25 protein-coding genes and 3 tRNA genes are annotated in these 26,344 nt (G+C 63.1%); 17 read left to right on the forward strand and 11 right to left on the reverse strand.

What is annotated here, in order from left to right:
• Position 1: 1 nt before the first annotated feature.
• Complete coding sequence (gene trxA, locus L630_RS0104520) at positions 2-958, reverse strand: thioredoxin (RefSeq protein WP_024847094.1); 957 nt, start codon at positions 956-958, stop codon at positions 2-4.
• Between the two features lie 86 nt (positions 959-1,044).
• Positions 1,045-1,542, reverse strand: coding sequence for a prolyl-tRNA synthetase associated domain-containing protein (locus L630_RS0104525; RefSeq protein WP_024847095.1), 498 nt, complete (start codon positions 1,540-1,542; stop codon positions 1,045-1,047).
• Positions 1,543-1,789: 247 nt separating this feature from the next.
• On the opposite strand from L630_RS0104525, the gene L630_RS0104530 reads away from it, so the two are divergent.
• The 3 genes from L630_RS0104530 to L630_RS0104545 all read left to right on the forward strand — a co-directional run bounded on the left by L630_RS0104530 (position 1,790) and on the right by L630_RS0104545 (position 4,408).
• A tRNA-Gly gene (locus L630_RS0104530) sits at positions 1,790-1,864 on the forward strand.
• A 140-nt stretch (positions 1,865-2,004) separates the two neighbouring features.
• Positions 2,005-2,079 (forward strand) — tRNA-Gly (locus L630_RS0104535).
• A 214-nt stretch (positions 2,080-2,293) separates the two neighbouring features.
• On the forward strand, positions 2,294-4,408 hold the full coding sequence (locus L630_RS0104545; RefSeq protein WP_024847096.1) for a TonB-dependent siderophore receptor: 2,115 nt from the start codon (positions 2,294-2,296) through the stop codon (positions 4,406-4,408).
• 51 nt (positions 4,409-4,459) lie between these two features.
• On the opposite strand, the gene L630_RS0104550 is transcribed toward L630_RS0104545, so the two are convergent.
• Positions 4,460-5,446 (reverse strand): amidohydrolase family protein, encoded by a 987-nt coding sequence (locus L630_RS0104550; protein WP_024847097.1) that lies wholly within the window; start codon positions 5,444-5,446, stop codon positions 4,460-4,462.
• A gap of 331 nt (positions 5,447-5,777) precedes the next feature.
• Here L630_RS0104550 and leuD point away from each other — a divergent pair, with 331 nt between their 5' ends.
• The 3 genes from leuD to leuB all read left to right on the forward strand — a co-directional run bounded on the left by leuD (position 5,778) and on the right by leuB (position 8,524).
• Positions 5,778-6,383, forward strand: a complete 606-nt coding sequence (gene leuD, locus L630_RS0104555) for a 3-isopropylmalate dehydratase small subunit (RefSeq protein WP_024847098.1) — start codon at positions 5,778-5,780, stop codon at positions 6,381-6,383.
• A 131-nt stretch (positions 6,384-6,514) separates the two neighbouring features.
• The gene (locus L630_RS0104560; RefSeq protein ID WP_024847099.1) at positions 6,515-7,330 is read left to right on the forward strand and encodes a hypothetical protein; all 816 of its coding nucleotides are present in this window, start codon (positions 6,515-6,517) and stop codon (positions 7,328-7,330) included.
• Positions 7,331-7,417: 87 nt separating this feature from the next.
• Positions 7,418-8,524, forward strand: coding sequence for a 3-isopropylmalate dehydrogenase (gene leuB / locus L630_RS0104565; RefSeq protein WP_024847100.1), 1,107 nt, complete (start codon positions 7,418-7,420; stop codon positions 8,522-8,524).
• A 225-nt stretch (positions 8,525-8,749) separates the two neighbouring features.
• On the opposite strand, the gene znuA is transcribed toward leuB, so the two are convergent.
• Positions 8,750-9,727, reverse strand: a complete 978-nt coding sequence (znuA, locus tag L630_RS0104570; RefSeq protein ID WP_024847101.1) for a zinc ABC transporter substrate-binding protein ZnuA — start codon at positions 9,725-9,727, stop codon at positions 8,750-8,752.
• 95 nt (positions 9,728-9,822) lie between these two features.
• Here znuA and L630_RS0104575 point away from each other — a divergent pair, with 95 nt between their 5' ends.
• From L630_RS0104575 to L630_RS0104590, 4 genes are all read left to right on the forward strand, one after another.
• Positions 9,823-10,716 carry a metal ABC transporter ATP-binding protein gene (locus L630_RS0104575; protein WP_024847102.1) on the forward strand — a complete coding sequence of 298 codons (894 nt, stop codon included), beginning with the start codon at positions 9,823-9,825 and terminating at the stop codon, positions 10,714-10,716.
• A complete protein-coding gene (gene znuB, locus L630_RS0104580) occupies positions 10,706-11,518 on the forward strand; it encodes a zinc ABC transporter permease subunit ZnuB (protein WP_024847103.1) in 813 nt (270 codons plus the stop codon). The genes L630_RS0104575 and znuB overlap by 11 nt, the downstream gene beginning before the upstream one ends.
• Positions 11,515-11,928 carry a Fur family transcriptional regulator gene (locus L630_RS0104585; RefSeq protein ID WP_024847104.1) on the forward strand — a complete coding sequence of 138 codons (414 nt, stop codon included), beginning with the start codon at positions 11,515-11,517 and terminating at the stop codon, positions 11,926-11,928. The genes znuB and L630_RS0104585 overlap by 4 nt, the downstream gene beginning before the upstream one ends.
• Positions 11,929-12,013: 85 nt before the next feature.
• Positions 12,014-12,436 carry a metallopeptidase family protein gene (locus tag L630_RS0104590; RefSeq protein WP_024847105.1) on the forward strand — a complete coding sequence of 141 codons (423 nt, stop codon included), beginning with the start codon at positions 12,014-12,016 and terminating at the stop codon, positions 12,434-12,436.
• 34 nt (positions 12,437-12,470) lie between these two features.
• Here L630_RS0104590 and L630_RS0104595 read toward each other — a convergent pair whose 3' ends face one another.
• Together L630_RS0104595 and L630_RS0104600 are read right to left on the reverse strand one after the other, a co-directional pair.
• Entirely contained in the window at positions 12,471-12,677 is a 207-nt protein-coding gene (locus tag L630_RS0104595; protein ID WP_024847106.1) for a DUF1737 domain-containing protein, read from the reverse strand.
• 12 nt (positions 12,678-12,689) lie between these two features.
• The gene (locus L630_RS0104600) at positions 12,690-13,562 is read right to left on the reverse strand and encodes a CoA ester lyase (protein ID WP_024847107.1); all 873 of its coding nucleotides are present in this window, start codon (positions 13,560-13,562) and stop codon (positions 12,690-12,692) included.
• Positions 13,563-13,685: 123 nt separating this feature from the next.
• On the opposite strand from L630_RS0104600, the gene L630_RS0104605 reads away from it, so the two are divergent.
• Positions 13,686-14,855 carry an FAD-binding oxidoreductase gene (locus tag L630_RS0104605; RefSeq protein ID WP_024847108.1) on the forward strand — a complete coding sequence of 390 codons (1,170 nt, stop codon included), beginning with the start codon at positions 13,686-13,688 and terminating at the stop codon, positions 14,853-14,855.
• A 7-nt stretch (positions 14,856-14,862) separates the two neighbouring features.
• Here L630_RS0104605 and L630_RS0104610 read toward each other — a convergent pair.
• The 4 genes from L630_RS0104610 to L630_RS0104625 form a co-directional block, all read right to left on the reverse strand.
• Positions 14,863-14,939: transfer RNA gene (locus L630_RS0104610), tRNA-Thr, on the reverse strand.
• 89 nt (positions 14,940-15,028) lie between these two features.
• Positions 15,029-15,454, reverse strand: coding sequence for an HPr kinase/phosphatase C-terminal domain-containing protein (locus L630_RS0104615; protein ID WP_024847109.1), 426 nt, complete (start codon positions 15,452-15,454; stop codon positions 15,029-15,031).
• Positions 15,454-17,229 carry a sensor histidine kinase gene (locus tag L630_RS0104620; protein ID WP_024847110.1) on the reverse strand — a complete coding sequence of 592 codons (1,776 nt, stop codon included), beginning with the start codon at positions 17,227-17,229 and terminating at the stop codon, positions 15,454-15,456. The genes L630_RS0104615 and L630_RS0104620 overlap by 1 nt, the downstream gene beginning before the upstream one ends.
• Before the next feature lie 16 nt (positions 17,230-17,245).
• Complete coding sequence (locus L630_RS0104625; RefSeq protein WP_144708600.1) at positions 17,246-17,947, reverse strand: response regulator transcription factor; 702 nt, start codon at positions 17,945-17,947, stop codon at positions 17,246-17,248.
• Positions 17,948-18,300: 353 nt separating this feature from the next.
• On the opposite strand from L630_RS0104625, the gene L630_RS0104630 reads away from it, so the two are divergent.
• From L630_RS0104630 to L630_RS21010, 6 genes are all read left to right on the forward strand, one after another.
• A complete protein-coding gene (locus L630_RS0104630) occupies positions 18,301-19,911 on the forward strand; it encodes a phosphoenolpyruvate carboxykinase (RefSeq protein WP_024847112.1) in 1,611 nt (536 codons plus the stop codon).
• A gap of 262 nt (positions 19,912-20,173) precedes the next feature.
• Complete coding sequence (locus L630_RS23535) at positions 20,174-22,417, forward strand: methyl-accepting chemotaxis protein (protein ID WP_024847113.1); 2,244 nt, start codon at positions 20,174-20,176, stop codon at positions 22,415-22,417.
• A gap of 82 nt (positions 22,418-22,499) precedes the next feature.
• A complete protein-coding gene (gene arfB, locus L630_RS0104645) occupies positions 22,500-22,931 on the forward strand; it encodes an alternative ribosome rescue aminoacyl-tRNA hydrolase ArfB (RefSeq protein WP_024847114.1) in 432 nt (143 codons plus the stop codon).
• Positions 22,932-23,013: 82 nt separating this feature from the next.
• Positions 23,014-23,472 (forward strand): peptidoglycan-binding protein LysM, encoded by a 459-nt coding sequence (gene lysM / locus L630_RS0104650; protein WP_024847115.1) that lies wholly within the window; start codon positions 23,014-23,016, stop codon positions 23,470-23,472.
• 58 nt (positions 23,473-23,530) lie between these two features.
• Complete coding sequence (locus L630_RS21005; protein ID WP_034329400.1) at positions 23,531-24,148, forward strand: alpha-ketoglutarate-dependent dioxygenase AlkB; 618 nt, start codon at positions 23,531-23,533, stop codon at positions 24,146-24,148.
• Between the two features lie 57 nt (positions 24,149-24,205).
• The gene (locus L630_RS21010; protein ID WP_144708601.1) at positions 24,206-25,405 is read left to right on the forward strand and encodes a glycosyltransferase family 87 protein; all 1,200 of its coding nucleotides are present in this window, start codon (positions 24,206-24,208) and stop codon (positions 25,403-25,405) included.
• On the opposite strand, the gene coaA is transcribed toward L630_RS21010, so the two are convergent.
• On the reverse strand, positions 25,369-26,340 hold the full coding sequence (coaA, locus tag L630_RS0104670; protein ID WP_024847118.1) for a type I pantothenate kinase: 972 nt from the start codon (positions 26,338-26,340) through the stop codon (positions 25,369-25,371). The two genes, L630_RS21010 and coaA, sit on opposite strands and share 37 nt — an antisense overlap.
• Positions 26,341-26,344: the final 4 nt, after the last annotated feature.

The raw sequence follows: 26,344 nt of genomic DNA on the forward strand, positions 1-26,344 counted from the left end.
CTTACGCGAACAGGAGCGACGAAAGCTTTCTCCGCGCGGCCACCGTTGCCGGGTCGGTCATGCCCCAAGCCTCGAAGAACTGCAGCAGCTGCAGCCTGGCGCCATCGTCCTTCCAGCTGCGGTCGGCTTTCATGATCGCGAGCAGGCTTTCGGCGGCCTGCATGCGGTCGCCAAGCGCGTTCTGAATCAGCGCAAGGTCGAAGCGCGCCTGATGGTCGTTAGGATCCTGTTCGAGCCTGCGCTGCAGTTCGACCGGGTCGCCAAGTGCGGCGACCTGTTCGGCAAGCGCGATCTTGGCCTTCACCGCGGCAAACTGCGGGGCATTGTCCTTGCCTTCGGGAACGCGCGCAAGCACTTCGCGGGCACCGTCGACGTTGCGCGCGTCGATCAGCGTCTCGGCAAGCGCAGCAATCGCGTCGAGATTTTCCGGATCCTGCTGCAGCACTGCCGCATAGATCTGCATCGCGCCCTGAAGGTCACCCTCGGCCTTGAGCTCGGCCGCAGCGGCCAGTGCCTCGGCCGCGGCAAGCTCCGCGCTGCCGGGGCCAGCGACGCGGTCGATGAACTCGCGAATCTTGCTTTCGGGAATGGCGCCCATGAAGCCGTCGATCGGCTGGCCGTTCGAGAAGGCGACCACGGCCGGGATCGACTGGATGCCGAGCTGGCCCGCGATCGCCGGATGGTCATCGATGTTCATCTTGACCAGCTTGACGCGGCCGCCCGCCTCGCGGACCGCCTTTTCGAGCGCCGGAGCGAGCTGCTTGCACGGTCCGCACCACGGCGCCCAGAAGTCGACGAGGACCGGCTGCTGGCGCGATTCCTGGATAACGTCGGCCGCAAAAGACGCGGTCGTCGTGTCCTTGATCACATCGGCAGCGCCCCCTGACGGAACTGAAGTAGGCTGCGCGCCGTACTGCACGGTGTAGCCGCCGCCGAAGGAATTGTTGTCAGCGCTCATCAAAGTCCCCTGCTTGCCTCTGTAGGGCTCCCGCCACGCCGGTCATTGGCTCGCGCGGCAGGGCAACCTGTTGGTAAATGTGGCTTCTAGACTGTCAGTTTCAAGACGCGCGGCTCGTGACCCGTTGCCTCGACGAAGCGCAACAGGTCATCGCGCGCGATCGAGGTTGTGGCCTCGTTCGTCAGCGGATGCGCGTTGATGATATCATGCTTCAGCAATTCTTCGTCGAAGATGATCGTCACCACCCTGTCGGTGTCGTTGATGACGCCGAACGCCGTCACCGCGCCCGGAATCACCCCGAGATACTCCATCAGCTTCTCCGGCTTGCCGAACGACACCTTTCCCGACGCGCCGATCACGTGGTGGATCTGCTTGAGGTCGACCTCGGCATCCTCCTCGACGACGAGCAGGAAGTAGCGGTCCTTGCGGTCCTTGACGAAGAGGTTCTTGGTGTGGCCGCCCGCGATCTCGCCGCGCAGCTTCTGCGAATCGGCAACGGTGAAGAGCGGCGGGTGGCTGACCGTGCTGGTCTGGATCCCCAGGCCTGCGAGAAAGTCGAGAAGTTCCTGCTGGGTTTTCGCCATGCCTGCCCCCGAAAGTTGATGCACGTCGGTAGCTGATGCGCGCCCTTCCTGTCCAGTGTGAGGCCGGCCAGGCACGAATAACCCGGCGGCCCGAGCGACGAGAGGAGCTCGCCGTACGTCGCGAGCGGGCATTTCCACACGCTGCAGCGAAATGAAAAGGAACGGTATTTTTCCTGTTGCATTCAAATCGGAGTTCGGCCATATAGCCCCCCGTCCGCAGCGCCACGCTGCGGCGCAGCAAAAGTGAGCGGGTGTAGCTCAGGGGTAGAGCACAACCTTGCCAAGGTTGGGGTCGTGGGTTCGAATCCCATCGCCCGCTCCAGTTTGCCTCATACGAAAAGCCGCGCGAACGCGCGGCTTTCGTGTTTTTGGGCTGATTTTTCCCGTCGATTTCGATTGCATTCCGATTGGAGTTCAGCCATATAGCTCCCGTCTGCGGCGGCCACGCCGCGACGCAAGTGAGCGGGTGTAGCTCAGGGGTAGAGCACAACCTTGCCAAGGTTGGGGTCGTGGGTTCGAATCCCATCGCCCGCTCCAGTTTCTCATACGAAAAGCCGCGCGAAAGCGCGGCTTTCGTGTTTGTGGGCCTCGCTGCGGCTCATCGCACTCCTGCAGCAACCACCATCGGGTTTTCCGATTCCTGCGACTGCTTCGCAACCTTCGCTGGCAGTGCACGCCATTGACACGCGTGTGTTTCCGAATAAAGTTGAGTTAGTTTCTCATCTTTATTTATTGACGTCGGGGATTTTGAATGTCGAGGGGACGCAATCGAATCGCATCGCTCCTGGTTTCCACTGCCTGCGTGCTCGTAGCCCAGGCGGCGCGGGCTCAGGACGAGGCCGGAACGACGGTGCTGCCGACCATCTCGGTCGAAGGATCCAGCTACGAGACGGAAAGCACCGGCAGCTATGCCAGCGACCTCGTCAGCGTCGGCGAGAAGGACGTGCTGCCACAGCGCGAGATCCCGCAGTCGACCACGATCGTGACCCGCCAGCGCCTCGACGACGGCGGCTTCACCTCGCTCGACACGGCGCTGCGCAAGACGCCGGGCATGATGGTGCTGACCAATGATGATGGCCGCTCGAGCCTCTATTCGCGCGGCTTCGAGTTCGACACGCTCTATTTCAACGGCCTGCCGGCACCGCTGTCGTCGATCTACGGCACGCAGCCCGACATGGCGATCGTCGACCACATCGAGATCCTGCGCGGCCCGGCAGGCCTGTTCGGCGGCGCGGGCGAGCCCGCCGGTGCGATTAACATGCGGCTCAAGCAGGCAAGCGACCAGTTCATGGCCCGCATCACCGGCACGGGCGGTTCCTGGAACAGCTGGCGCGGCGAGGTCGATGTCGGCGGCCCGCTCAACGAGGCCGGCACGATTCGCGGCCGCATCGTCGGCGCGCTCGGCCAGAAGGACAGTTTTGTCGATGTCGTCGATAACCGCGCCGCGGTCGGCTACGGCACGCTGCAATTCGACATAACCGAAAACACCACCGCGACCGTCTCGATCAGCCATCAGAAGCGCGACATCACCCCGTTCAACGGCCTGCCGACGCTGGCGGATGGCACGCTGCTCGACCTCGACCGCTCGACCTTCACCGGCGCGGTCTGGAACGACTTCAACAGCGCCGTTACCGACTACATCGCCGAGCTCGAGCACCGCTTCGATGATGGCGGTCACGTAAAGGCCTCGGCCCGCTATTCAACACGCGATGTCGACTTCCTCTATGCCTATGCCGCCAACGCCGCCTCGCCGGCGCTGACGGTCAACGGCATGCGCTGGCTGTCGCGCGACTACGACGAGAATTCGCTCGCGCTCGACCTTCATGTCAGCAAGCCGTTTGAGATCGGCGAGATGGAGAACAACATCATCCTCGGCGCCGACCATCGCCGGGTTGATTCGACGCTTTACAATGCGACCGGCGTGATCACCGGCACCTGGCACCTGCTCGACTGGAACACTGCGGTTGCGAAGCCCACGGTTACCTATGGCGCGGCGACGGACACGAAGCTCACCCAGACCGGTATTTACGGCCAGTGGCGCATCAAGCCGGTCGACAGGCTGACGCTGATCGGCGGCGCGCGCGTCACCTGGTACGCCACAACGTCGAGCACCAGCGAGGTCTCGGCCGACGGCGAATGGACGCCTTATGCCGGTGTCGTCTATGACCTCACCGACGACGTCTCCGCCTATGCGAGCTACACGGAAATCTTCCAGCCGCAGTCGGCACTCGACGCCGGCGGCAACCTGCTCGATCCGCGCAGCGGCCGCCAGTTCGAGGTCGGCCTCAAGGCAGAGCTGTTCGACGACGTGAATGCGACCGTTGCCTATTTCAACCTGCGCGACAAGAACCGCGCCGTCAGCGACCCGGACAATCCGGGCTCGTCGCTGGCGCTTGGCGAAGCGCGCATGCAAGGCATCGAGCTCGAGGTGAACGGCCAGATCAATCCGAACTGGCAGGTCGCGGCTGGCTACACCTACACAGATACCAAGTTCGTCAACACGCGCTATGCGGCCGGCTCCGAGTTCTACACGCCGGAGCACATGTTCCACCTGTGGACCACTTACAGCTTCGACGAGAACCACGGCGTCCTCGATGGCGCCTTCGTCGGCGCGGGCCTGCGTGCCTACAGCTCGTTCAAGAACATCAGCCGCACAGCGGCCGGCGGCGCGACAACCATCGAGGCGCCGGGCTATGCCGTCGTCGACCTGCAGGCCGGCTACAAGTTCAACGAGCACCTGACGGCAGTGCTGAGCGTCAACAACGTCTTCGACAAGAAGTACTACGAACGCGTCGGCGGCACGTCGGTGTTCAACTTCTACGGCGAGCCGCGCAGCTTCAACTTCAAGCTAACCGGCACGTTCTGATGAACGACGGGGCCGCGTCACCCGCGGCCCTTCTTGCTCTACCAGGAACGCCTAGAGACTAAATAGCCGGACGGCGTTTTCGCCCCGGATCTTTTTCGCCGTTTGCGGGTCGAGGGCGTCGACGCGGGCCAAAATGCCGGTCATGTCGCCGATGTTGTGGGGGTAGTCGGAGCCGTAGAGGACGTTCTGGGGGCCGACGGTTTCAACGCAGAGGTTGAGTGCGCCTTGCGTGAACACTACTGCATCGAGGAAGATGCGGTCGAGATAGGCCGATGGCGGCTTCGGCGCGCCTGAGGCGCAGGCCGGTATGCGCTCGTAGCAGAAGTCGAGACGGCCGATCAGGAACGGCAGCGCGCCACCGCCATGGGCAGCAATGATGCGGATGTTCTTGTAGCGCTCGAAGAAGCCATCATAGAGCATGCGCGAGACAGCCAGCGTCGTGTCGAAGGTGAAGCCGATCGGCGGCGACAGCTGATACTTCTTCATGTCCATCACGTCGCCGCCCGGCGGTACGGACGGGTGGATGAAGACGGGAATGTTCATCTCGTCGATCGCCTGCCAGATCGGGGCAAACTGGTCGGCTGTGAGCGACTCTTCCTCGATGTTGGCAATGACCATGACGCCGACCGCGCCCATCGCGCGGGCGCGCTTCAATTCGGCAATCGCGGCGTCCGCGTGCTGCCACGGCAGCGAGGCAAACCAGCGGATGCGGTCGGGCCAGGTTGCCTGCGCTTCCGCAAAGGCGTTGTTCATCAGCTGCGCGGCCTGCACGGAAATGTCGAGATCGCCGAGATAGGCATTGGGCGAGGTCAGCGACACGACGGCGACGTCTACGCCCGCGGCATCCATCGCGGCGATGCGGGCGGGAAAATTCCACATGTCCGGCAGCAAGGTGAAGAACGGCGTGCCGAACTTGTCGATGCACTCGAAGCCCGACGGCAAGGTGCGGAACGTGTATTTCGGGGCACCCTTTTCACGCAGCAGCGCGAGATACTCCCGCGTCACCATGTGGGTGTGGACATCGACGACAATGCTCATGTGACTTCCGCCTCCCTAGAAATGACCAGTCGGAAGGTTTTGTCGGTGAGCAGGCATGCGGACGGGTGCCGCATCGATGCCGCAAGCCAGCGCTACTCCCTCGCCAGCCGGTCAACCGGTCCGAACTCCACCTCCCAGAGAGCCGGACGAGCATTGTTTAAAAGGTTTCCTGATATTGTGTCGACTGCAAGATGCGCTCATCGGCTCAAAGTGGCGATTTCCGCCATTCGGCGGCTAAGTGTACCGGGCGTTACGACACGGCTTTGAAATTCGCAGCTTTATGTGTAAAGCGAGGCGGAAAGATTTCCGAGGCCGAGAGACAGGCAGGACCATGGACAAGTTTACGAAGCTGACGGGCGTTGCCGCGCCGCTGCCCATCGTCAATATCGACACCGACATGATCATCCCGAAGGATTACCTGAAGACGATCAAGCGCACGGGTCTCAGCGTCGGCCTGTTCGCCGAGATGCGCTTCAACGAGGATGGCTCGGAAAACCCGGACTTCGTGCTGAACAAGCCGGCCTACCGCAATGCGCAGATCCTGGTCGCCGGCGACAATTTCGGCTGCGGCTCCTCGCGTGAGCACGCCCCGTGGGCGCTGCTCGACTTCGGCATCCGTTGCGTCATCTCGACGTCGTTCGCCGACATCTTCTACAACAACTGCTTCAAGAACGGCATCCTGCCGATCAAGGTCAGCCAGGAAGAACTCGACAAGCTGATGGACGACGCTTCGCGCGGCGCCAACGCAACGCTGACCGTCGACCTCGAGGAGCAGGAAATCCGCGGCCCGGACGGCGGCGTGATCAAGTTCCAGATCGATGAGTTCCGCCGTCACTGCCTGCTGAACGGCCTCGACGATATCGGCCTGACCATGGAGAAGGCTCCGTCGATCGCCTCCTTCGAGCAGAAGATGGCCGAAAACCGCCCTTGGCTCTAAGCCCCACGGGGCACCACGATTTCAAAAGGACGGGCCGCAAGCCCGTCCTTTTTGCTTTTGACGAGCCGCGCATCCCGGTTCCGGCTTACCGCGAAAGCGGCTAGATTTCGCGAAGCATCCGGGAGGAATTCATGCCGATATCGCTTAGCCGTTCGCTTCTCGCTGCCGTTACCATGCTCGGCGCGCTGCCCGCGCTGGCGCAAGAAAACGAGCGGGCGGAATTTGCTGGCGGCGTGCTGACCATCACCGAAACCGAGGACATGGACCGGGTGCTCGCCTTCGACGGGCAGGAGCTCGCGCGAGACTATTTCGTTCATATCGACCAGATCGCCGATGTGGCCGGAACGGAGGTTGCCTTCGTCAGCGTCGGGCCGGGCGGAAATGCCTGCTCTCCGGGTACGCTGATGCTCTGGAAGGACGCGGACGGTAGGCTCCAGACGCAGAAGGCGGGCGAGGAGTGCGACGCGCCCACCGTCGCGGTCAGCGACTACGGCGTCTTCTTCATCCGCTACCTGCTGCCGGGCGAAAGCGCCGACATGATGTTTTGGTCTCCCGACGAGGGCATGAAGACGTTCGCGGCGACGACCTACACGCCGGAACCCGGCACCGGCTGGGAGACACTCGACCTCGACAAGATCGGCCATCCGATCGACCTTTTCCGCAATGCCGGCATTTACGCCGCCGCCCAGAAACTGCTCGGCGATGAGCTGAGTTCGGTTGTCACCAGCCTGGTTGTCTCCGGTCAGCCCGATCTTTCCGGCAACCTGCTTTCGGCGCGCGGTTGCGTGCCGCATGCCTGCGGCTCGGCCGACGGCTTCATCGTCGTCGACAAGGCGGCGAAAGCGATCTTCATCGCCCAGATGGGAGAGGATGGCGTCACCCGGTTCTGGCCCGATCGCGCCCGGTGGCCCGATGCCGCGGCGGCACTGCTTCCTCAAGGTTTCTGAGCTTCTTTTCCTTGCGCAGCGGCATTCTGGCGGCTAGCAAGGCGTCACTTCGCATTCTTCATGCATCGCTTTTCGAAAGGCACGTCCATGGCTTCGCGTAAACTTCTCCTTCTTCCTGGCGACGGCATCGGCCCTGAGGCCATGACCGAGGTGAAAAAGCTGATCGCAGCAATGAATGCCGACCTCGGCGCCGGCTTCGAGACGGAAGAAGGCCTCGTCGGCGGCAGCGCCTACGACGCGCATGGCAAGGCGATCTCCGAGGAAGACATGGCCAAGGCGATGGCGGCCGACGCCGTGCTGTTCGGCGCCGTTGGCGGCCCGAAGTGGGATGGCGTGCCGTATGACGTGCGCCCTGAGGCCGGCCTGCTGCGCCTGCGCAAGGACCTCGAGCTGTTCGCCAACCTGCGCCCGGCAATCTGCTACCCGGCGCTGGCTGCTTCCTCCTCGCTCAAGCCGGACGTCGTCGAAGGCCTCGACATCCTCATCCTGCGCGAGCTGACCGGCGGCGTCTATTTCGGCGAGCCGAAGGAGATCACCGACCTCGGCAACGGCCAGAAGCGCGCTGTCGACACGCAGGTCTATGACACGTTCGAGATCGAGCGCATCGCATCGGTCGCCTTCGAGCTGGCGCGCACGCGCGGCAATAAGGTGTGCTCGATGGAAAAGCACAACGTGATGAAGTCGGGCGTGCTGTGGAAGGAGGTCGTGACCGAGACCCACAAGGCCAAGTATCAGGACGTCGAGCTGACCCACATGCTGGCCGACGCCGGCGGCATGCAGCTCGTCCGCTGGCCGAAGCAGTTCGACGTGATCCTTACCGACAACCTGTTCGGCGACATGCTGTCGGACGTTGCCGCGATGCTGACCGGTTCGCTCGGCATGCTGCCGTCGGCTTCGCTCGGCGCGCCGGATCCGGTTTCGGGCAAGCGCAAGGCGCTGTACGAGCCGGTGCACGGCTCGGCTCCGGACATTGCCGGCCAGGGCATCGCCAACCCGATCGCGATGATCGCCTCGTTCGCAATGTGCCTGCGCTACTCGTTCAACATGATCGAGGAAGCCGACCGCCTCGAGAAGGCGATCGCGGAAGTTCTGAACGACGGCCTGCGTACGCCGGACATCATGTCGGAAGGCATGACCAAGATCGGTACCGCGCAGATGGGCGACGCCATCATCGCCAAGTTCCGCGCGCTCTAAGCGCTGCGAAAAATGAAGCGTGCCGGCTGGCACGCCTCAACCTTCCAGACGGCTCCCCTTCGGGAGCCGTCAGTTTGTTGACAAACCCTTGACGCACCTTCCCGGAGGCCGAGATTCACGGAACGTCTCAGATTCAAAGTGAGAACGGATCGGAATCAACAAGCGTAATTTGAGGGCTCGTAGAACTTTGTCAGCAGTCTGACGGCTCCCCTTCGGGAGCCGTTTTCATTTGGACAGGCAGTCTTTGAACGACTTTGCCATGTTGCGGATGAGTTCGATGTAGAGCTCCGGTCCGTCCGCCAGCTCCGCGCCCAGCGGATCGAGCACGCCGGTGCGCGCTTCGGTTCCCCCGGCGACGACGGTCACCAGCTTCGGCTCGAACTGCGGCTCGGCGAAAATGCAGGTCGCACCAGAGCTTTTTACCCGCTCAGTGATCTCGTTGAGGCGCTGCGCACCGGGCATGACTTCCGGGCTGACGGTGATCGAGCCGGCGACGTTCACACCAAAACGGTGTTCAAAATACTGGTAGGCGTCGTGGAAGACGATCGACGGCTTTTCCCTGACGCCATCCAGCACCTTGCCGACCTCTGCGACCAGCTGGTCGAGCCGCTCGCCATAACGACGCGCGTTCTCGGCATAGGCGGCGCGGTTTTCCGGATCGGCCTCGCTGAGGACAGTCTCTATTTTCTGGACCAGAACCTTCGCGTTCAGCGGATCGAGCCAGAAGTGGAGGTCGTAGTGTCCCTCCTCGTGCGCATGACCGGCGTCATGGTCATGGTCATGGTCGTGGTCGTGGTCACTGTGCGGGTGTTCGTGACCGTCATGATCGTGTTCATGCGCCTCGAACGGACCGCCTTCGCGCAACGGCAGCTTCTCGAGGCCGTCGGTGTCAGCCAGCGCAACAACCTTCGCGTCGAACGACAGGGTGCCAAGCGGCGAGACGAGATAGGTCTCCATCCCCTCGCCGATCCAGAAGACAACGTCAGCATTCTGGAGCGCCTGCGCGTCTGAGGGGCGCAGCGAGTGGACGTGTTCCGAGCCGCTGCCCGACACGATCAGATCCGGTTCGCCGACGCCTTCCATCACCGCCGCCACCAGCGAATGCACCGGCTTGATCGATGCGACCACGTCGAGCGCGAAGGCGGGTGAAGCCGTGACAAGCGCAGCCGAAGCGATGAGCAGGGAGCGCAGGTGGTTTGCCATGCAGGGTTTCCTCTCAAGTCATGTAATGGTATTACATTGCGAAACGGTATAACGTGTGCGATACGCCTTTGGCAACCCGGGGATCGGAAACGCGAATGCAGCTACGCGATCATCATTCGCCGCATGGGCCGCTCGTACGGCTTGGGGGAGTGGGCGTCGAGCGCGACGGCCGCTGGCTGGTGCGCGGCGTCGATCTGTCGATCTCGCGCGGCGAGATCGTCACCCTGATCGGGCCGAACGGTTCGGGAAAAAGCACCACTGCGCGCACCGCGATCGGCGTGCTAAAACCCTCGGAAGGCACCGTCTTCCGCCATCCCGGCCTGAAAGTGGGCTACGTGCCGCAGAAGCTCGCAATCGACTGGACGCTGCCGCTCACCGTGCGCCGGCTGATGACGCTGACGCAGCCGCATTCGCAGGCCGCGATCAATACGGCACTCGAGGCGGTCGGCGCCGAGCATCTTGCCAACGCGCAGGTGCAGGCACTTTCCGGGGGCGAGTTCCAGCGGGCGCTGCTCGCCCGAGCCATGCTCGGCAAGCCAGACCTTTTGGTGCTGGACGAGCCGGTGCAGGGCGTCGACTTCTCCGGCGAGATTGCGCTCTACGAATTGATCGGGCGCATTCGCGACGAGACCGGCTGCGGTATCCTCCTCATCTCGCACGATTTGCATGTCGTGATGGCGGCGACCGACACGGTGGTCTGCCTCAACGGCCATGTCTGCTGCCGCGGCACGCCGCACTCGGTCGTCACCAGCCCGGAATATATGCGGCTGTTCGGCGCGCGGGCGGAAGGAGCGCTCGCGCTCTACCGCCACAACCATGACCACACCCACCTGCCGGATGGGCGGGTGCTGCATCAGGACGGGTCGATCACCGACCATTGCCATCCGGATGACGGGCACCATCACCACCATGGCGACGGGCACGATCATCATCACCACCAGCACCACGACCACGCGCATCCGGAGGGCGACGGCAGCCATGCTCGATGATTTCTTTACCCGCGCGCTCGTCGCCGGCATCGGGCTTGCCCTCACCGCCGGCCCACTCGGCTGCTTCATCGTCTGGCGCCGGATGGCCTATTTTGGCGACACGATGGCCCATTCGGCTCTGCTCGGCATCGCACTCGCCTTCCTGCTCGAGATCGACCTCACCGTCGGCGTCTTCATCATTGCCGCACTCGTGTCGCTGGCGCTGATTGGACTGCAGAAGCGCGGCGGGCTGTCAGCCGACGCACTGCTCGGCATCCTGTCGCATTCGGCGCTCGCGCTCGGCCTCGTCATCATCGCCTTCATGAGCTGGGTGCGCGTCGACCTGATGAGCTTCCTGTTCGGCGACATCCTTGCAGTGTCGAAGACCGATATCGCCTTCATCTGGGCGGGCGGCGCGGCCGTGCTTGGCATCCTTGCCTGGCTGTGGCGGCCGATGCTGGCGGCAACCGTGAGCGACGAGATCGCGCTTGCCGAAGGCATGGCGCCCGAGCGCACGCGGCTGATCTTCATGCTGCTGATGGCGCTGGTGATTGCGATCGCCATGAAGCTGGTCGGCGTGCTGCTCATCACCTCGCTGATGATCATTCCCGCAGCCACCGCGCGCCGACTTGCAGTCACGCCAGAGCAGATGGCGGTGCTTGCCTCGATCATCGGCGCGCTGGCGGTTACCGGCGGGCTGTTCGGATCGCTGAAATTCGACACGCCGTCCGGGCCATCGATCGTGGTCGCGGCACTTGGCCTGTTCCTCCTGACGATGATTTTCTATGCTAGGCGCGGCGAGACGGGGCGATCGGCATCATGACCAGCGAACACCATCACCACCATCACGAACTTACCCGCAACCAGTCGCTCGTGCTCGACACGCTGGAGAAGGCCGACGGTCCACTTTCCGCCTACACGATCCTCGACCGGCTGCGCGACAACGGTTTTCGCGCGCCGCTACAGGTCTACCGCGCGCTCGAAAAGCTGCTCGGAGCCGGCCTCGTCCACCGGCTCGAATCGCTCAATGCGTTCGTTGCCTGCGCCCACCCCAACTGCCACAAGCAGGGCATGATCGCCTTCGCGATCTGCAGCGAATGCGGCAAGGTTGACGAGTTCGCGGACGATGTCGTCGAGGACCGCCTTGGCTCCTGGGCGCGCGACAACAGCTTCAAGGCCGAGAAGACGATTATCGAGCTGCGCGGCACCTGCGCGGCCTGCCTGCAGAGCTGACCCAACCATCTTCTTGAGTCATGATTCCGTGTCAGGGGTCGAAAGTCCCCCCTGAACGGTCTATATGGCGGCCAAAGGAACAAGCATGGCCCGCATTTTCAAGACCCGAGACTGGAGCGATCAGCTCTCACCTTCGCTGGAAGAGTTCGAACTTCTGGCGATGGACATCTACGCGCATCTTCCCCAGGACTTCAGGAAGCTGACCGGCGAGATAATCATCCAGGTCGCCGAGTTTCCGAGCGAAGAGATCATGGACGATCTGGCGCTGGAAACGCCGTTCGACCTGCTGGGCCTGTTCGAGGGCCGCGGGATCGCGGAACGCTGGAACCCATCAACGGGCGAAGGCCCGAACCGGATCACCCTCTACCGGCGCGCGATCCTCGACTACTGGGCTGAAAACGAGGAAACGCTGGGCGACATCGTCGCCCATGTGCTGATCCACGAGATCGGCCACCATTTCGGTCTCTCCGACGACGACATGGCGCGGATCGAAGAAGGCCAAAGCTGAGGGGGCCGAAGCACCCCTCTAAAAAGCGCGAGCCCTACTGCTCGCCGAGCTTCATTTCAGGATCGTAATCCTTGCCGTGGACTTCCTTCACCACGGCCTGGCCGCAGCGCATCGTCTTCGTTTCCGGATCGAAGGCGTAGGTGGGTGAGCCGTGCAGGTGCCAGCCCTTGCTGAGCGCCAGCGACACCTTGTGGCAGAAGCTGGAGTCGTCCGGTCCGGTGAGGAAGCGGTAGAGTTTCATGAAATCTCCTGTCTAAAGGCCGGCCTTGGCCAGCAGGCGCTCCGCCTGCTGGAGGTGGAGACGCTCCACCATCTTGCCGTTGATCGAGATGACGCCTTTCGCCTCGTTTTCCGGCAGGGCGAATGCCTCGCGGACGGCGAGCGCCTCCGCGACCTCGTCCTCGGACGGCGAGAAGGCCTGGTTGGCCGGCGCGATCTGCGCCGGGTGGATCAGTGTCTTGCCGTCGAAGCCCATTTCGCGTCCCTGCGCGCACTCGGCCGCGAAGGCTTCAAGGTTGGTAAAGTCATTGCTGACGCCGTCGAGGATCTCGACGCCGCCCGCACGAGCGGCCAGCACCATCTGCATCAGCCACGGCACCAGCCAGCGCCGGTCGGGCGTAGCACGAATGCCGGTGTCCTTGACGAGATCGTTGGTGCCGGCGACAAGGCAGGAAAGGCGCGCGCCCTTGTCACGGCCAAGTAAAGCGATCGCGGCGATCTCGACCACAGCGCGCGGCGTCTCGACCATTGCCCATAGCTGCAGCTCGGGATCGGCACCCGCCTGATCGAGCAGATCGTTGACCTCAAGAACGTCGCGTGCGGTTTCGACCTTCGGGATCAGGATCGCGTCAGGACTGCAGGCAAGCGCGGCTGCAAGGTCGTCCCTGCCCCACTCGGTCGACAGCGCATTGATGCGCACGACGATCTCCTTGCCGTCATCCTCGTGCGCGGCGAGAAACGCTTTCAGCGCCTGCCGCGCCTCGTCCTTGCGCGCGGGCGCGACCGAGTCCTCAAGGTCGATCACGACGGCGTCGCAGGCAAGGCCCGGAAGTTTGGCCAGCGCCCGCTCGTTGAGGGCAGGTACGTAGAGGACGGAGCGGCGGCGGCGAAAGGGCTGTGCGGTCATGTAAGCTTTCTGGCGCAACGGATTCTCCGGCGCAAGCACCAGCTTTGCCTCAGGTTGCCTCTTGCGGCTGCCAAACGAAGCTGATTCCTTGCAGCTGCAAGTATCACATTCGAAAGGTGCGACATGGCGGGCTACGATATCGTCATTATTGGCGGCGCTATCATGGGAGCTTCCGCGGCTTATTTTCTGCGCGAGGAAGGTTTTACCGGCTCGATTGCGGTGATCGAACGCGACCCGCAGTTCACCGGCTCCTCGACCACCCTCTCAGCTGCCTCCATCCGCCAGCAGTTCTCGATCCCCGAAAACATCCGCCTGTCGCGCTTCACGCTCGACCTGTTCCGCAACCTCAAGCAGCGCTTTGGCGATGATGCGGACATCGGCTTTCGCGAGAAGGGATATCTGATCCTTGCCGGTGACGAGGGTTTGCCGATCCTCGAGGCGAACTACGCCGTGCAGATCCACGAGGGCGCCGACGTGGTGCTGGAGAAACCGGACGAGCTGCGCCAGCGCTTCTCCTGGCTTTCTACCGAAGGCATCACCGCCGGCACCTATGGCCGCTCAGGCGAAGGCTGGTTTGACGCGCACGCCCTGCTCGGCCTTATCCGCAAGGCGCTGCGCAGCAAGAATGTCGACCTCATCAAGGACGAAGTCATCGCCATCGAGCGCAAGGGCGACCGCATCGTCTCCGTCACGCTGGCCGAAGGCGGCCGCATCGAAACCGGGCGCGTCATCAACGCCGCCGGGCCGAATGCCGGCAAGGTGTCGGCACTCGCCGACATCCACCTGCCGGTCGAACCGCGCAAGCGCACGATCTTCGTCTTCGAAGCAAGGGACATCTATGACGACATGCCGCTGATGGTCGATCCTGGCGGCGTCTGGGTGCGCCCGGAGGGCTCGGTCTACATTGCGGGCGGTGCCGAACACGAGCACGACGAGCTTGCGGCAGATCCCAACGATTTCGAACCGGCCTGGGACCTGTTCGAGGAGGTCGTGTGGCCCGCGCTCGCCAACCGAGTTCCATCCTTCGAGGCGATCAAGCTCACCCGCGCCTGGGCCGGGCACTACGACTACAACACGCTCGACCAGAACGCGGTGATCGGCCCGCATCCGGAAGTGTCGAACTTCATCTTCGCAAATGGCTTCTCCGGCCACGGCCTGCAACAGGCGCCGGCAGTCGGCAAGGCGCTCGCGGAGCTCATCATTCACGGCAGCTACAAGTCGATCGACTGCAGCACTTTCGGCTACCAGCGCATCGTGGAGGAGCGGCCGTTCCGCGAGCTGAACGTCATCTGACGGAGAATGGAGGACCAGGGAAGGAGTTGAACCTTCCGCGCTGACGATTACAACTCGCCTGCTCTGCCGCTGAGCTACCGGTCCACGCGCTAATGACTATCACTGGAAATACTAACAGAAAGTAGCGAAGCGCCGGTATTCTAAACTTTCGGTTGTGGATATCCGTCGGTAACTCAGCGCAGCAGCGAAAGCAGGACGTGGGTCGCCTGCGGAAGGTTGCGCCCGGCAACCTCGAACCGCGGCAGGGTCACCCCTTCGATGGTCTCGGCCGCCGGCTCCTGGTAGCGCGGCGGTTCGGGGACGAGGTCGGCAATCAGGTCGATGACCGCCGCAGGCTCATGGCCGATGCCGACGGGGCCGAGCCCGCGGATTTCGACCAGACCCGCGATCGCCTCGGGAACGTGGGCGACGAGACGCCCGGCGTGCTCACTCAAAAAGACCTGGTCATCGGCCACGAGAATGGCGAACATTCCCTCGGCCTTCGCCTGCTTCAGAAGCGCCAGCGCCAGTTCCGATTTGCCGGCACCGGAAGGGCCCCGGAGCAAAACCCCCTTCGACCCCACCACCACGACCGTCGCATGATGGTTCTTCGCCGGCATCAGGCTTCAGCCGGCAGGGTGACGATGAAGCGTGCGCCGGCAATCTCGCCGGGCTTGGAACCGGCGCGGTTCTCCGCCGTCAGGCGGCCGCCATGTGCCTCGATGATCTGGCGGCTGATCGACAGGCCGAGACCCGAATTCTGGCCGAACGCCTCGTTGGACGGTCGGTCGGTGTAGAAGCGCTCAAAAATGCGGTCGATGTTCTCGGCGCGGATGCCGGGCCCGTTATCGTCGACGGTGACGACGACGTGACGGCCATGGCGCGCAAGCGTCACCGTGATGCGGCCGGTATCATCCGGCACGAAGGAGCGCGCGTTCTCGATCAGGTTGGTGAAGACCTGGCCAAGGCGAAGGTCATGGCCGGACACATAGAAGTCGCGGCCGTTCTGGCCCTTCTTCTGCGTCTTGACCTGAATGTCGACCGCCTTGCGGTTGCGGCCTGCCTCGCGCGAGGCGCTGGCGATGTCGTTGATCAGCTTGAGCAGGTCGACGCGCGAAGCGTCCTCGCGGGCAAGCTCGGCATCAAGGCGCGAGGCGTCGGAAATGTCGGTAATCAGCCGGTCGAGGCGGCGCACGTCGTGCTGGATGACTTCCATCAGCCGGGCGCGCGATTGCTCGTTCTTGGCAAGCGGCAGGGTCTCGACCGCGCTGCGCAGGGACGTCAGCGGGTTCTTGAGCTCATGCGAAACGTCGGCGGCAAAGCTCTCGATCGCCTCGATGCGCGCGTAGAGGGCATTGGTCATGTCGCGCAGCGCCACGGACAAATTGCCGATCTCGTCCTGGCGGTCGGAGAAGTCCGGTATTTCCTCGCGGTTCTTGACGCCGCGGCGCACGCGAACGGCTGCCGCCGCAAGACGGCGCAGCGGATTGGCGATGGTCGATGCGAGCAGCATCGAGAGGATGGTCACGACCAGCGCCGCAACGCCGAACACCCGCAGGATCGCGCTGCGCTCGGCCGCAACGATCTTGTCGATGTCGCCGCCCTGGGTCGACAGCATCAGCGCGCCAAGGACGGCACGGAAGCGCTGGATAGGGACCGCGACCGAGACGATCTGCTCGCCCTGTTCGCTGACGCGCACCATGGTCGCGGCACTGCCTTGCAGCGCGCTCATCACTTCCGGATAGGCGGTGCCGCTCCCGCCCGGCTGCTCGTGATAGACGGGCAGGTTGGAGCGCTGGAACAGGCCGATGATGAACTTTTCGATGCGCTTGAGGACGCCAACTTCCTCGTCCGCCACCGGCGGCAGGCTGTAGCGCAGGATCTGGCCGCGTGAATAAAGGTGGCGGGAGTCGAGGAGGAGCGAGGCGTCACGGTCGAAGATGCGCGCACGCGTCAGCGTCGGCGAAATCAGCCGGCGCAGGACCGGCGCGACACGCTCGGGATTGATCGGAAACTGCAGGTCGAGATTGTTGGTGCCCGGCGGCAGGCTTTCGCCCGCCTGCAGCTCAAGCAGCTTTTCCGGGTCGATGGTGATCGCGTCGGTCTCCACCGTCGCCGACGCGGCAATCGCGCCGGCGATGATTTCGCCCTGCGTCATCAGGCTGTCGATACGCGCCTGCACCAGGCCGTCGCGGAACTGATTGATGTAGAGAATGCCCACAACCATCACGCAGAGCGCGGCGAGGTTGAGGAAGAGGATGCGGCGCGTCAGGCTGGAAAAGACATAGTGGCCCAGCACGCGGCGGAAGGGCAGCAGCAGCCGGCCCCATCTCCTGAAACCGCCCGTCGTTCCGGCGCGCGCCGACGCCGGTCCTGTTCTGCTGGTATCCGTCATGCTTTCCTTCGGGCTTTCACGCCTCGCGGAAGCGGTAGCCTACCCCGTAAAGCGTTTCGATCATGTCGAAGGTTTCGTCAACCGCCTTGAATTTCTTGCGCAGGCGCTTGATGTGGCTGTCGATCGTGCGGTCGTCGACATAGACCTGCTCGTCATAGGCCGCGTCCATCAGCGCGTCGCGGCTCTTTACCACGCCCGGGCGCTGGGCCAGCGCATGCAGGATAAGGAACTCGGTCACCGTCAGCGTGACGGGCTCGCCCTTCCAGGTGCAGGTGTGGCGCTCCTGGTCCATGACAAGCTGGCCGCGCTCGAGCGAACGCGACGGCTGGCCGGGCGCCTTGGCGTTGACGTCCCGGGCGCTTGCCCGACGCAGCACGGCACGCACGCGCTCAACCAGCAGGCGCTGCGAGAACGGCTTACGGATGAAGTCGTCCGCGCCCATCTTCAGACCGAACAGTTCGTCGATCTCATCGTCTTTCGACGTCAGGAAGATGACGGGAATGTCACTCTTCTGGCGCAGGCGGCGCAGCAGCTCCATGCCATCCATGCGCGGCATCTTAATATCGAAGATCGCAAGGTTCGGCGGACGGGCCATCAAACCCTCAAGAGCGGAGGCGCCATCCGTGTAGGTTTCTACGCGATATCCCTCGGACTCAAGCGCGATGGAGACGGAAGTGAGGATGTTCCGGTCGTCGTCGACGAGCACGATCGTTGCCATATCAAGCGTCTCCCTCATAAGCGGGTGTCCTTCCTGCTGCTGCAAGTTGCGGCACTTGGCGGACAAATTAGGTACAAATTGTGGCACGGCCACCCCCGCGCGTCCAGTTGCGTCAGCAAGCCGCCCTCCTCCCAAATAGGGATGCTGCGCCTTCCTTTTCCACATTCGGACACGCCCTTGCCACGGATTCACGCCGATACAACCGATTTAAAAATCTTTGAATTTTTTTTAAATCGATTAATGATTTGATATTGCTGATTTTTTCTGTTTTGAGGCCAGCAAGGCTTCTGGTCGGGGACGCAACGTCATCACCAGGCGTCGCTTTTGTGTTGCTCCGTTCTTTGGTGGTGAGGATGACGGAAACTGGCCTTCGCAATCCTAACAATGGGATTGAGACCTGCGGTCTGACGACTTCGGGCAACGTCTACTACAGTCTCGGCCCAGCCGAGCTTGTCGAACATGCGCTGCGCCGCGGCGAGGCAAAGCTGACCGCGCATGGCGCGCTCGTTGCCTATACCGGCCAGCACACCGGTCGTTCGCCCAAGGACAAGTTCGTGGTGCGCGACGCATCCACCGAGCCGCATGTCTGGTGGGACAACAACAAGCCGCTCAGCCCCGAACACTTCCAGGTGCTCTACGAGGACTTCCTTAAGCACGCACAGGGCATGGACCTTTACGTCCAGGACCTCGTTGGCGGCGCTGACGAGTCCAACAGCCTGCCGACCCGCGTCATCACCGAGTACGCATGGCACTCGATGTTCATCCGCAACCTGCTGATCCGCCCCGCCCGCGAGGCGCTGGCGTCCTATCAGCAGAAGATGACCATCATCGACCTGCCGTCGTTCAAGGCCGATCCGGCCCGCCACGGCACCCGCACCGAAACGGTCATCGCCATCGACTTCTCTCGCATGCTCGTCCTGATCGGCGGCACCTCCTATGCCGGCGAGATGAAGAAGTCGGTCTTCACCGCGCTCAACTACCTGCTGCCGGCCAAAGGCGTGATGCCGATGCACTGCTCGGCCAATGTCGGCCCGGCTGGCGACGCGGCCGTATTCTTCGGCCTATCGGGCACCGGCAAGACGACGCTTTCCGCCGATCCGAAGCGCACGCTCATCGGCGACGACGAGCACGGCTGGGGCGAGAACGGCATCTTCAACTTCGAGGGCGGCTGCTACGCCAAGACGATCAAGCTGTCGGCCGAGGCAGAGCCAGAGATCTTCGCCACCACCCGCCGCTTCGGCACGGTGCTCGAGAATGTCGTTCTCGACGAGAACCGCGTCCCGGACTTCGATGACGGCTCGCTGACCGAAAACACCCGCTGCGCCTACCCGCTCGACTTCATTCCGAACGCGAGCGAGACGGGCCAAGCAGGTCATCCGAAGAACATCATCATGCTGACCGCCGACGCCTTCGGCGTGATGCCGCCGATCGCGCGCCTCACCCCCGCGCAGGCGATGTACCACTTCCTGTCCGGCTACACCGCCAAGGTCGCCGGCACCGAAAAGGGCGTGACCGAGCCGGAAGCGACATTCTCGACCTGCTTCGGCGCGCCTTTCATGCCGCGCCATCCGTCGGAATACGGCAACCTGCTCAAGGAGCTGATCGCCAAGCACGGCGTGACCTGCTGGTTGGTCAACACCGGCTGGACCGGCGGCGCCTACGGCGTTGGCAAGCGCATGCCGATCAAGGCGACCCGCGCGCTGCTGACCGCGGCCCTCGACGGCTCGCTCAACAACGCCGACTTCCGCATCGACCCGAACTTCGGCTTCGAGGTTCCGGTCGAGGTCCCGGGCGTCGACAGCTCGATCCTCGACCCGCGTTCGACCTGGGCCGACAAGGCCGGCTATGACGCGCAGGCCCGTAAGCTCGTCGGCATGTTCATCGACAACTTCGCCAAGTTCGAGGCCCATGTCGATGCGACCACGCTCGAGGCTGCGCCGCGCATCGTCGAGGCTGCCGAATAGGCAATCGCACACAATTCGATCAGGAGAGGCCCGTGTTCACGCACAGGCCTCTTTTGTTTCTGCGCAGACCATCCCGCAAAATGTATACGCAGGCGGTGACGTTAAGTCAGCCTTAACAGTTCTCGCGCTCCTGTTGCGCCGGGGGCCTTGCTTCGGCGAGGGACATGACGTCTTCCCTCAGCCGGTCCGGCATTTCCATCAGGTTCATTCAGAGCGCATTTGCCCATTTTGGCCGGGCAGGATGTGCGTCGTGGGTTCTCGCATGAAGTTGCCGTCACTTCGTATTTCCCATCGCATCGGGCTTATTGCGGCTGCGGGCGTACTTGGCATGCTCGCTGTCACAGGGATGTTCGTGTACGAGCGCTACGCCCTGAATGCGCTCGAGCAGACCGAAGCGGAAGCGCGCGCCATGGAGGCTCTCGCCGACCAGCTGCAGAGGAACTTCATCCATCTACAGGGTCTCGAAAAGGATTTCTTCCTGAACAAGAAGGAAGAGGTGCTGAAGGAGCACAAGCGCAAGGTCGACGAGCTCAGGGGCGAGATCAAGGAGATCGAGGCTGTCATCGCCACGCATGAGGGGCGTAACTTCCCGCAGGCCGGCCGCCTGATGGATGTCTTCAAGGACTATGAGGCTGCCTTCGCGCTTGCCGCCAATACCTACAAGCGGCTTGGCCTCAGCCCGGACCAGGGCCTGCAGCGCGGCCTGCGCACCGCCGGCGGCTACCTCGCCGAGAAGCTCCAGCGCGTGCCGCTGACCCAGCTGAAGCTCGATGCGACGGAAATCTTCCTGAACGAGCGCAACTTCATCCTGAACCCGACCAGCGAAAACGAGAAGTTGCTCAACAAGGCGATGGAGCAGCTGCGCAAGCGGCCCGCAAGCCTGTTCGGCTCGCCCGAGGCGCACGCCGCCGCGATGTCGACGCTCGATACCTACGAGAAGATCTTCCAGAACTTCGCTCGCGAAGCAGCGCTCAGCGTCGTGCTGCAGAGGGACGTTGCGAGTTCCTTCACGCAGGTCCAGCCGATCTTTGCCCGCATCCACACCGAGGTCGAGAAGATCCGCGAGGAAGTTGCCCAGCAGCAGGCGGCGACCTCGGAGACCATCCGGCAGCTGTTGATCGTGGTCATCGGCACCCTGCTGGTCCTGATCGCGGCCGCCGGCTTCCTGTCGTGGCGCTCGGTTGCACGGCCGATCACCCTGACCGCGCGCTCGATGCGTGAGCTTGCCGATGGCGCGCTCGACATCCAGGTCCCGGGCCTCGGCCGCCGCGACGAGATCGGCGAAATCGCCACCGCCTTCGAACGGTTCCGCGAAAACACCATCCGCCGCGTCCGCGAGGAGCGCGAGGCCGAGGAAGCACGCCAGCGCGCCGCCCTGGAGCGCGAGGCGCGGGAGAATGCGGAGAAGGTTCAGCAGGCACAGATGCTGCAGGATGCCGTCCATCGCCTGGCAGAGGGCCTCAGCAGGCTCGCCGATGGCGACGTGACCCAGAGCATCGACGAGCCGTTCACGGAGTCGATGGAGCAGCTGCGCCACGACTTCAACAACTCGGTCGCCAAGCTGCGCGCTGCCCTTGCCGCGGTTGGCGAAAACGCCACGGCCATCCACGCGGGCTCCGAGGAAATCCGCCAGGCGGCCGATGATCTGTCCACCCGCACCGAGCAGCAGGCTGCTTCGGTCGAACAAACGGCTGCTGCACTCGAGCAGATGGTCGCAACCGTTCAGGACTCCAGCCGCCGGGCCGAAGAGGCAGGCATGCTCGTCTCCCATACCCGCGAAGGCGCGGAGCGCTCGGGCGTGATCGTCCAGGATGCCATCGCCGCCATGGACCGCATCGCCGCGTCCTCCGACGAGATCAGCAACATCATCGGGGTCATCGACGAGATCGCCTTCCAGATCAGCCTGCTTGCCCTCAACGCCGGCATTGAGGCCGCACGTGCGGGCGACGCCGGCCGCGGCTTCGCGGTCGTCGCCCAGGAAGTGCGCGAGCTTGCGCAGCGCTCGGCCAATGCCGCCAAGGAGATCAACGCACTGATCAGCCAGTCGGGCGAACACGTCCGCTCGGGCGTCTCCCTCGTCGGCGAGGCCGGGAAAGCGCTGGCGACGATCGTTGCCGAAGTGCAGGAAATCAGCACCAACGTCACGGCGATTGTCGAGGCAGCACGCGAGCAGGCGACCGGCCTTTCGGAGATCAACATCGCCGTCAACCGCATCGACCAGGGCACGCAGCAGAACGCGGCCATGGTGGAGGAGACCACTGCCGCCAGCCATAAGCTCGCCGCAGAAGCATCGGCGCTTCAGGACCTCCTCGCCCAGTTCAAGCTCGGCAACGATCGGGAACACGTCCAGCCGGTTGCTACGCGCACCCGTGCGCCGGCGCGGCCTTCTTCCTACGCTGCATCGGCTGAGCCGCGGGCAGAGCCTGCACGGATGGTCGCCGGCGGTGGTTCATCGGCTGCCGCGCTCCTCGCCGCCAGCGAGGAGGACGACTGGGAAGAGTTCTAAGCAACTCCTTCCCTGCGGGTTTCGTCCGGCACCGGGCTACTCTATCTAGGAGAGGTTCGCCCGGTGCATGGAACGGCCCGAAATGGATAAGACGATCAGAATCGGCCCCGGGGCCGTCATCAGCGAGGACGAGCTGGAGGAAAACTTCATCCGCTCGTCCGGTCCCGGCGGCCAGAACGTCAACAAGGTGGCCACCGCAGTTCAGCTGCGCTTCGATGCCGCCTCCTCTCCCGGCCTTTCAGAGCGCGTCCGCGAGCGCGCAATCAAGTTCGCCGGCTATCGTGCCACCAAGGATGGCGTCATCGTCATCGAGGCCTCGCGCTTCCGCACCCAGGAACAGAACCGCGCCGACGCGCGCGCCCGACTGATCGAAATTCTCGCCAAAGCCGCCGAGCCGCCACCGAAGCCGCGCAAGAAGACCAAGCCGTCGAAGGGCGCGGTCGAAAGACGTCTCAAGGAAAAGGCGGGGCGCTCCAGCATCAAGAAGATGCGCGGCAAGGTTGCTGCCGACTGATTGATGCTTCCCATTTGCAGTTTCCGATGCGACAACTCGCATGGGGGCGTAAGCATCAACTACCAGCGCAAGGAGAGGCGGTATGGGTCTGTTCAGTTTCGCAAAGTCCATCGGCAAGAAGCTCGGTTTCGGTGACGATGAGGAAGAGCCGAAGGTCGACGCGATCGAGCAGGAGCTCGCTTCGCACAAGCTCGGCACCGAGGACGTCAAGATCGAGATCGTCGGCAACAAGGCGGTGCTGAAGGGCAAGGTCGCGGATCAGGCTACGCTGGAAAAGGCAATCGTCGCTGTCGGCAACACGATCGGCATCGCCGAGGTGGAAACCAAGGTCGAGGTCGAGGAAGCTCCGGATAAAGCCGAGAAGGAGCCGGTCTTCTACACCGTCAAGAAGGGCGACAACCTTTGGAAGATCGCCGAGGCGCACTACGGCAAGGGCAAGGGCGCCAAGCACACGCTGATCTTCGAGGCAAACACGCCGATGCTGACGCACCCGGACAAGATCTACCCGGGTCAAGTGCTGCGCATCCCGCCGCTCGACTAATTTTCTTGATGCGCCCGGCGCAAAGCGCTGCCGGGCGCCATCCCGAGGCGCGATGATGGTGCAGGTTCTGCCGCGCGGCGTGCGCCACATTCCCGGCTATCTCGACCGGCCGCAGCAGGAAAAGCTGCTCGAGGAGATCCGCGCCGTCGTCAAGGCCGCGCCGCTCTACGTGCCGACCATGCCGCGCACCGGCAAGCCGATGAGCGTACGGATGACCAATTGCGGCGCGCTCGGTTGGGTCACCGACAAGGAAGGCGGCTACCGCTACCAGCCGCATCACCCCGTCACCGGCGCTCCCTGGCCGCCGATCCCCGCCATGCTGCTCGATATCTGGCGCGAGATCGCGCAATACCCACACGAGCCGGAGGCCTGCCTCGTCAACTTCTACGAGCCCGACGCGCGCATGGGCCTGCATCAGGACCGCGACGAGCAGGATCTAGCGGCACCCGTTCTGTCGGTTTCACTTGGCGATGACTGCCTGTTTCGCGTCGGCGAAACCACCCGCTCCGGCCGCACCGTGTCATTTCGCCTTCAAAGCGGCGACATCGTCGTCCTCGGCGGCGAGGGCCGCCTCGCCTTCCACGGCGTCGACCGCATCTATCCCGCCACCTCGACGCTTTTGAAGAACGGCGGTCGGATCAATCTGACGCTGAGGCGGGTGAGGAAGGTGGGATGAACGATTTCGAAATAAATTATAGACCACGCTAGATCAATTAAATTGGTCGGTGTGACGATGACTACAGGAAGCGCACAAGGCACGCGGTTCTACTATTTTATCTTCTTATGCGGCCTTCTGGTTTCCGTTTCTTACCATCTCAGACTTTGGAATTTGGACAATGTCGGGTTCTCCTTACTTATGGACCGCTTGCCTTACTGGGACTTTTCGAACCTCTGGGCAGGAGGCTACATCGCCCGGCACGGCGGTGTTCAGGCACTGTTTGATGCAGAGGCATATCGAACGATTCTGCGTTCGATCTTGCATCCCAAGCTACCGGATCAGGAATGGAGTTATCCGCCCAGCCTCCTCCTGATCGGGGTACCGCTCTCACTCTTGCCCATCCAGGTGGCGTATGCGGTTTGGACGCTGGGCATCCTGGGGATACTCTGGTTGGCCCTGCGGCCATTCAAATTTCCGCTACAACTAACTCTGGCCATCATCTTCGGCCCGGCCGCGTTCATGAATGCTCTATTCGGTCAGAACGGGGCTCTCACCGCAGCACTGCTTTTAGGCGGTATGATGCTGGCGCCCGCCAAACCAATCGCCGCGGGAATCCTGATCGGCCTTCTGACTGTCAAGCCGCATCTCGGCTTGCTGCTACCCTGCTGCCTTCTCGCCGGCGGACACTGGCGCGCAGCTGCATCCGCCACCGTGGTGACGCTCGCGCTCATCTTCATCACCGGCACGGTATTCGGCTTCGAGGTCTGGCCTTTATTCCTGACCGAAACTCGCGCCTTGATGACTGCCATATTGGAGGCGCCCTATCCGCAGCATTACCACACAAATGCGGTCACGGGATTTGCCTTCGCCCGTTCCTTGGGCGCAGATCTCACCGCAGCCTATCTGCTGCAGGCAGCGCTGACGTTGGGTGCGCTATGTATGGCTTTCCGGTTGTGGCGATCAGACGTGGATCATCGCGCGCGAGTCGCAGCAACCGGCGCTCTCGCCATTGTCGCGACGCCATATGGCTATACCTACGATCTTATTCCGGCCAGCGTGGCTGTGGCATGGCTCGTCTATTCGAACGCCAACGTGCCAAAGCTGGTGCTCGCGCTGTTCTGGCTTTTCCCGCTGTTCGTTCACCGGTTCGGCCAGCACGGGATCGGGATCGGCATTCTCCCGGTGATCGCCCTCGCCTGGCTCACTTCAGTGAGCGCATTGAGGTCGAGAGAATCTGCCTACAACTTCCGCAGTGCCACTTCCTCGACCAGATGATCTGCGCCTTTGCGCAGAACGAGGTCAGCGCGCGGGCGGGTGGGCAGGATGTTCTCGCGCAGGTTCTTGAGGTTGATGTTGGTCCAAAGGCTCTCGGCAATTGCCAGCGCGGCGTCTTCCGACAGCTGCGAATAGCGATGGAAGAAGGATTCCGGGTTGCGGAATGCCGTCTCGCGCAGTCGCATGAAACGGTCGATGTACCACTGGTGGACCAGCTCCTCCGGCGCATCGATATAGATCGAGAAATCGAAGAAGTCGGAGATGAACGGCACGAACTTGCCGTCCTTCGGCAGTTCGCGCGTCTGCAGGACGTTGATGCCCTCGAAGATCAGGATGTCGGGCCGGTCGATGGTGACATAGGCGCCGGGGAGCACGTCGTAAGTCAGGTGCGAGTAGAGCGGCGCCTTGACGTCGCGCTCGCCCGACTTGATGGCCGACAGGAAGCGCAGAAGTGCGCCAACGTCGTAGCTCTCCGGGAAGCCCTTGCGCTCCATCAAGTTTTCGCGGCGCAGGACATCGTTGGGCAGCAGGAAGCCATCGGTGGTGACGAGGTCAACCTTGGGGCTCGTCGGCCAACGCTGCAGCAGTTCCTTCAGAACGCGCGCGGTGGTCGACTTGCCGACCGCCACCGACCCCGCGATGCCGATAATGAACGGCGTCTTCACCGAACCGTTGGCGCCGAAGAACAGCTGCCGCTGGCGGTAGAGAAGCTGAGTTGCTTCGACATGCGCGTAGAGCAGGCGCGACATCGACAGATAGATGCGCCGCACCTCGTCGAGATCGATCGGGTCGTTCAGCGAGCGCAGCCGGCGAACCTCGTCCTCGGTCAGCGTGAGCGGCGTGTCGGCGCGAAATTCCGCCCAGCGCTCGGCCGTGAACAAGCGATAGGGCGAGTATTTTTCGGTCGCGACGAGGTGGTCCAGAGCGATCGACATGGTG

The organism is Aminobacter sp. J41, from assembly GCF_000526635.1.
Classification (GTDB): Bacteria; Pseudomonadota; Alphaproteobacteria; order Rhizobiales; family Rhizobiaceae; genus Aerobium.

Excerpts from the sequence above, each read along its gene's own strand:
- trxA (WP_024847094.1), bottom strand. The coding sequence starts at position 958 with ATGAGCGCTGACAACAATTCCTTCGGCGGCGGCTACACCGTGCAGTAC.
- L630_RS0104525 (WP_024847095.1), bottom strand. The coding sequence starts at position 1,542 with ATGGCGAAAACCCAGCAGGAACTTCTCGACTTTCTCGCAGGCCTGGGG.
- L630_RS0104545 (WP_024847096.1), top strand. The coding sequence starts at position 2,294 with ATGTCGAGGGGACGCAATCGAATCGCATCGCTCCTGGTTTCCACTGCC.
- L630_RS0104550 (WP_024847097.1), bottom strand. The coding sequence starts at position 5,446 with ATGAGCATTGTCGTCGATGTCCACACCCACATGGTGACGCGGGAGTAT.
- leuD (WP_024847098.1), top strand. The coding sequence starts at position 5,778 with ATGGACAAGTTTACGAAGCTGACGGGCGTTGCCGCGCCGCTGCCCATC.
- L630_RS0104560 (WP_024847099.1), top strand. The coding sequence starts at position 6,515 with ATGCCGATATCGCTTAGCCGTTCGCTTCTCGCTGCCGTTACCATGCTC.
- leuB (WP_024847100.1), top strand. The coding sequence starts at position 7,418 with ATGGCTTCGCGTAAACTTCTCCTTCTTCCTGGCGACGGCATCGGCCCT.
- znuA (WP_024847101.1), bottom strand. The coding sequence starts at position 9,727 with ATGGCAAACCACCTGCGCTCCCTGCTCATCGCTTCGGCTGCGCTTGTC.
- L630_RS0104575 (WP_024847102.1), top strand. The coding sequence starts at position 9,823 with ATGCAGCTACGCGATCATCATTCGCCGCATGGGCCGCTCGTACGGCTT.
- znuB (WP_024847103.1), top strand. The coding sequence starts at position 10,706 with ATGCTCGATGATTTCTTTACCCGCGCGCTCGTCGCCGGCATCGGGCTT.
- L630_RS0104585 (WP_024847104.1), top strand. The coding sequence starts at position 11,515 with ATGACCAGCGAACACCATCACCACCATCACGAACTTACCCGCAACCAG.
- L630_RS0104590 (WP_024847105.1), top strand. The coding sequence starts at position 12,014 with ATGGCCCGCATTTTCAAGACCCGAGACTGGAGCGATCAGCTCTCACCT.
- L630_RS0104595 (WP_024847106.1), bottom strand. The coding sequence starts at position 12,677 with ATGAAACTCTACCGCTTCCTCACCGGACCGGACGACTCCAGCTTCTGC.
- L630_RS0104600 (WP_024847107.1), bottom strand. The coding sequence starts at position 13,562 with ATGACCGCACAGCCCTTTCGCCGCCGCCGCTCCGTCCTCTACGTACCT.
- L630_RS0104605 (WP_024847108.1), top strand. The coding sequence starts at position 13,686 with ATGGCGGGCTACGATATCGTCATTATTGGCGGCGCTATCATGGGAGCT.
- L630_RS0104615 (WP_024847109.1), bottom strand. The coding sequence starts at position 15,454 with ATGCCGGCGAAGAACCATCATGCGACGGTCGTGGTGGTGGGGTCGAAG.
- L630_RS0104620 (WP_024847110.1), bottom strand. The coding sequence starts at position 17,229 with ATGACGGATACCAGCAGAACAGGACCGGCGTCGGCGCGCGCCGGAACG.
- L630_RS0104625 (WP_144708600.1), bottom strand. The coding sequence starts at position 17,947 with ATGGCAACGATCGTGCTCGTCGACGACGACCGGAACATCCTCACTTCC.
- L630_RS0104630 (WP_024847112.1), top strand. The coding sequence starts at position 18,301 with ATGACGGAAACTGGCCTTCGCAATCCTAACAATGGGATTGAGACCTGC.
- L630_RS23535 (WP_024847113.1), top strand. The coding sequence starts at position 20,174 with ATGAAGTTGCCGTCACTTCGTATTTCCCATCGCATCGGGCTTATTGCG.
- arfB (WP_024847114.1), top strand. The coding sequence starts at position 22,500 with ATGGATAAGACGATCAGAATCGGCCCCGGGGCCGTCATCAGCGAGGAC.
- lysM (WP_024847115.1), top strand. The coding sequence starts at position 23,014 with ATGGGTCTGTTCAGTTTCGCAAAGTCCATCGGCAAGAAGCTCGGTTTC.
- L630_RS21010 (WP_144708601.1), top strand. The coding sequence starts at position 24,206 with ATGACTACAGGAAGCGCACAAGGCACGCGGTTCTACTATTTTATCTTC.
- coaA (WP_024847118.1), bottom strand. The coding sequence starts at position 26,340 with ATGTCGATCGCTCTGGACCACCTCGTCGCGACCGAAAAATACTCGCCC.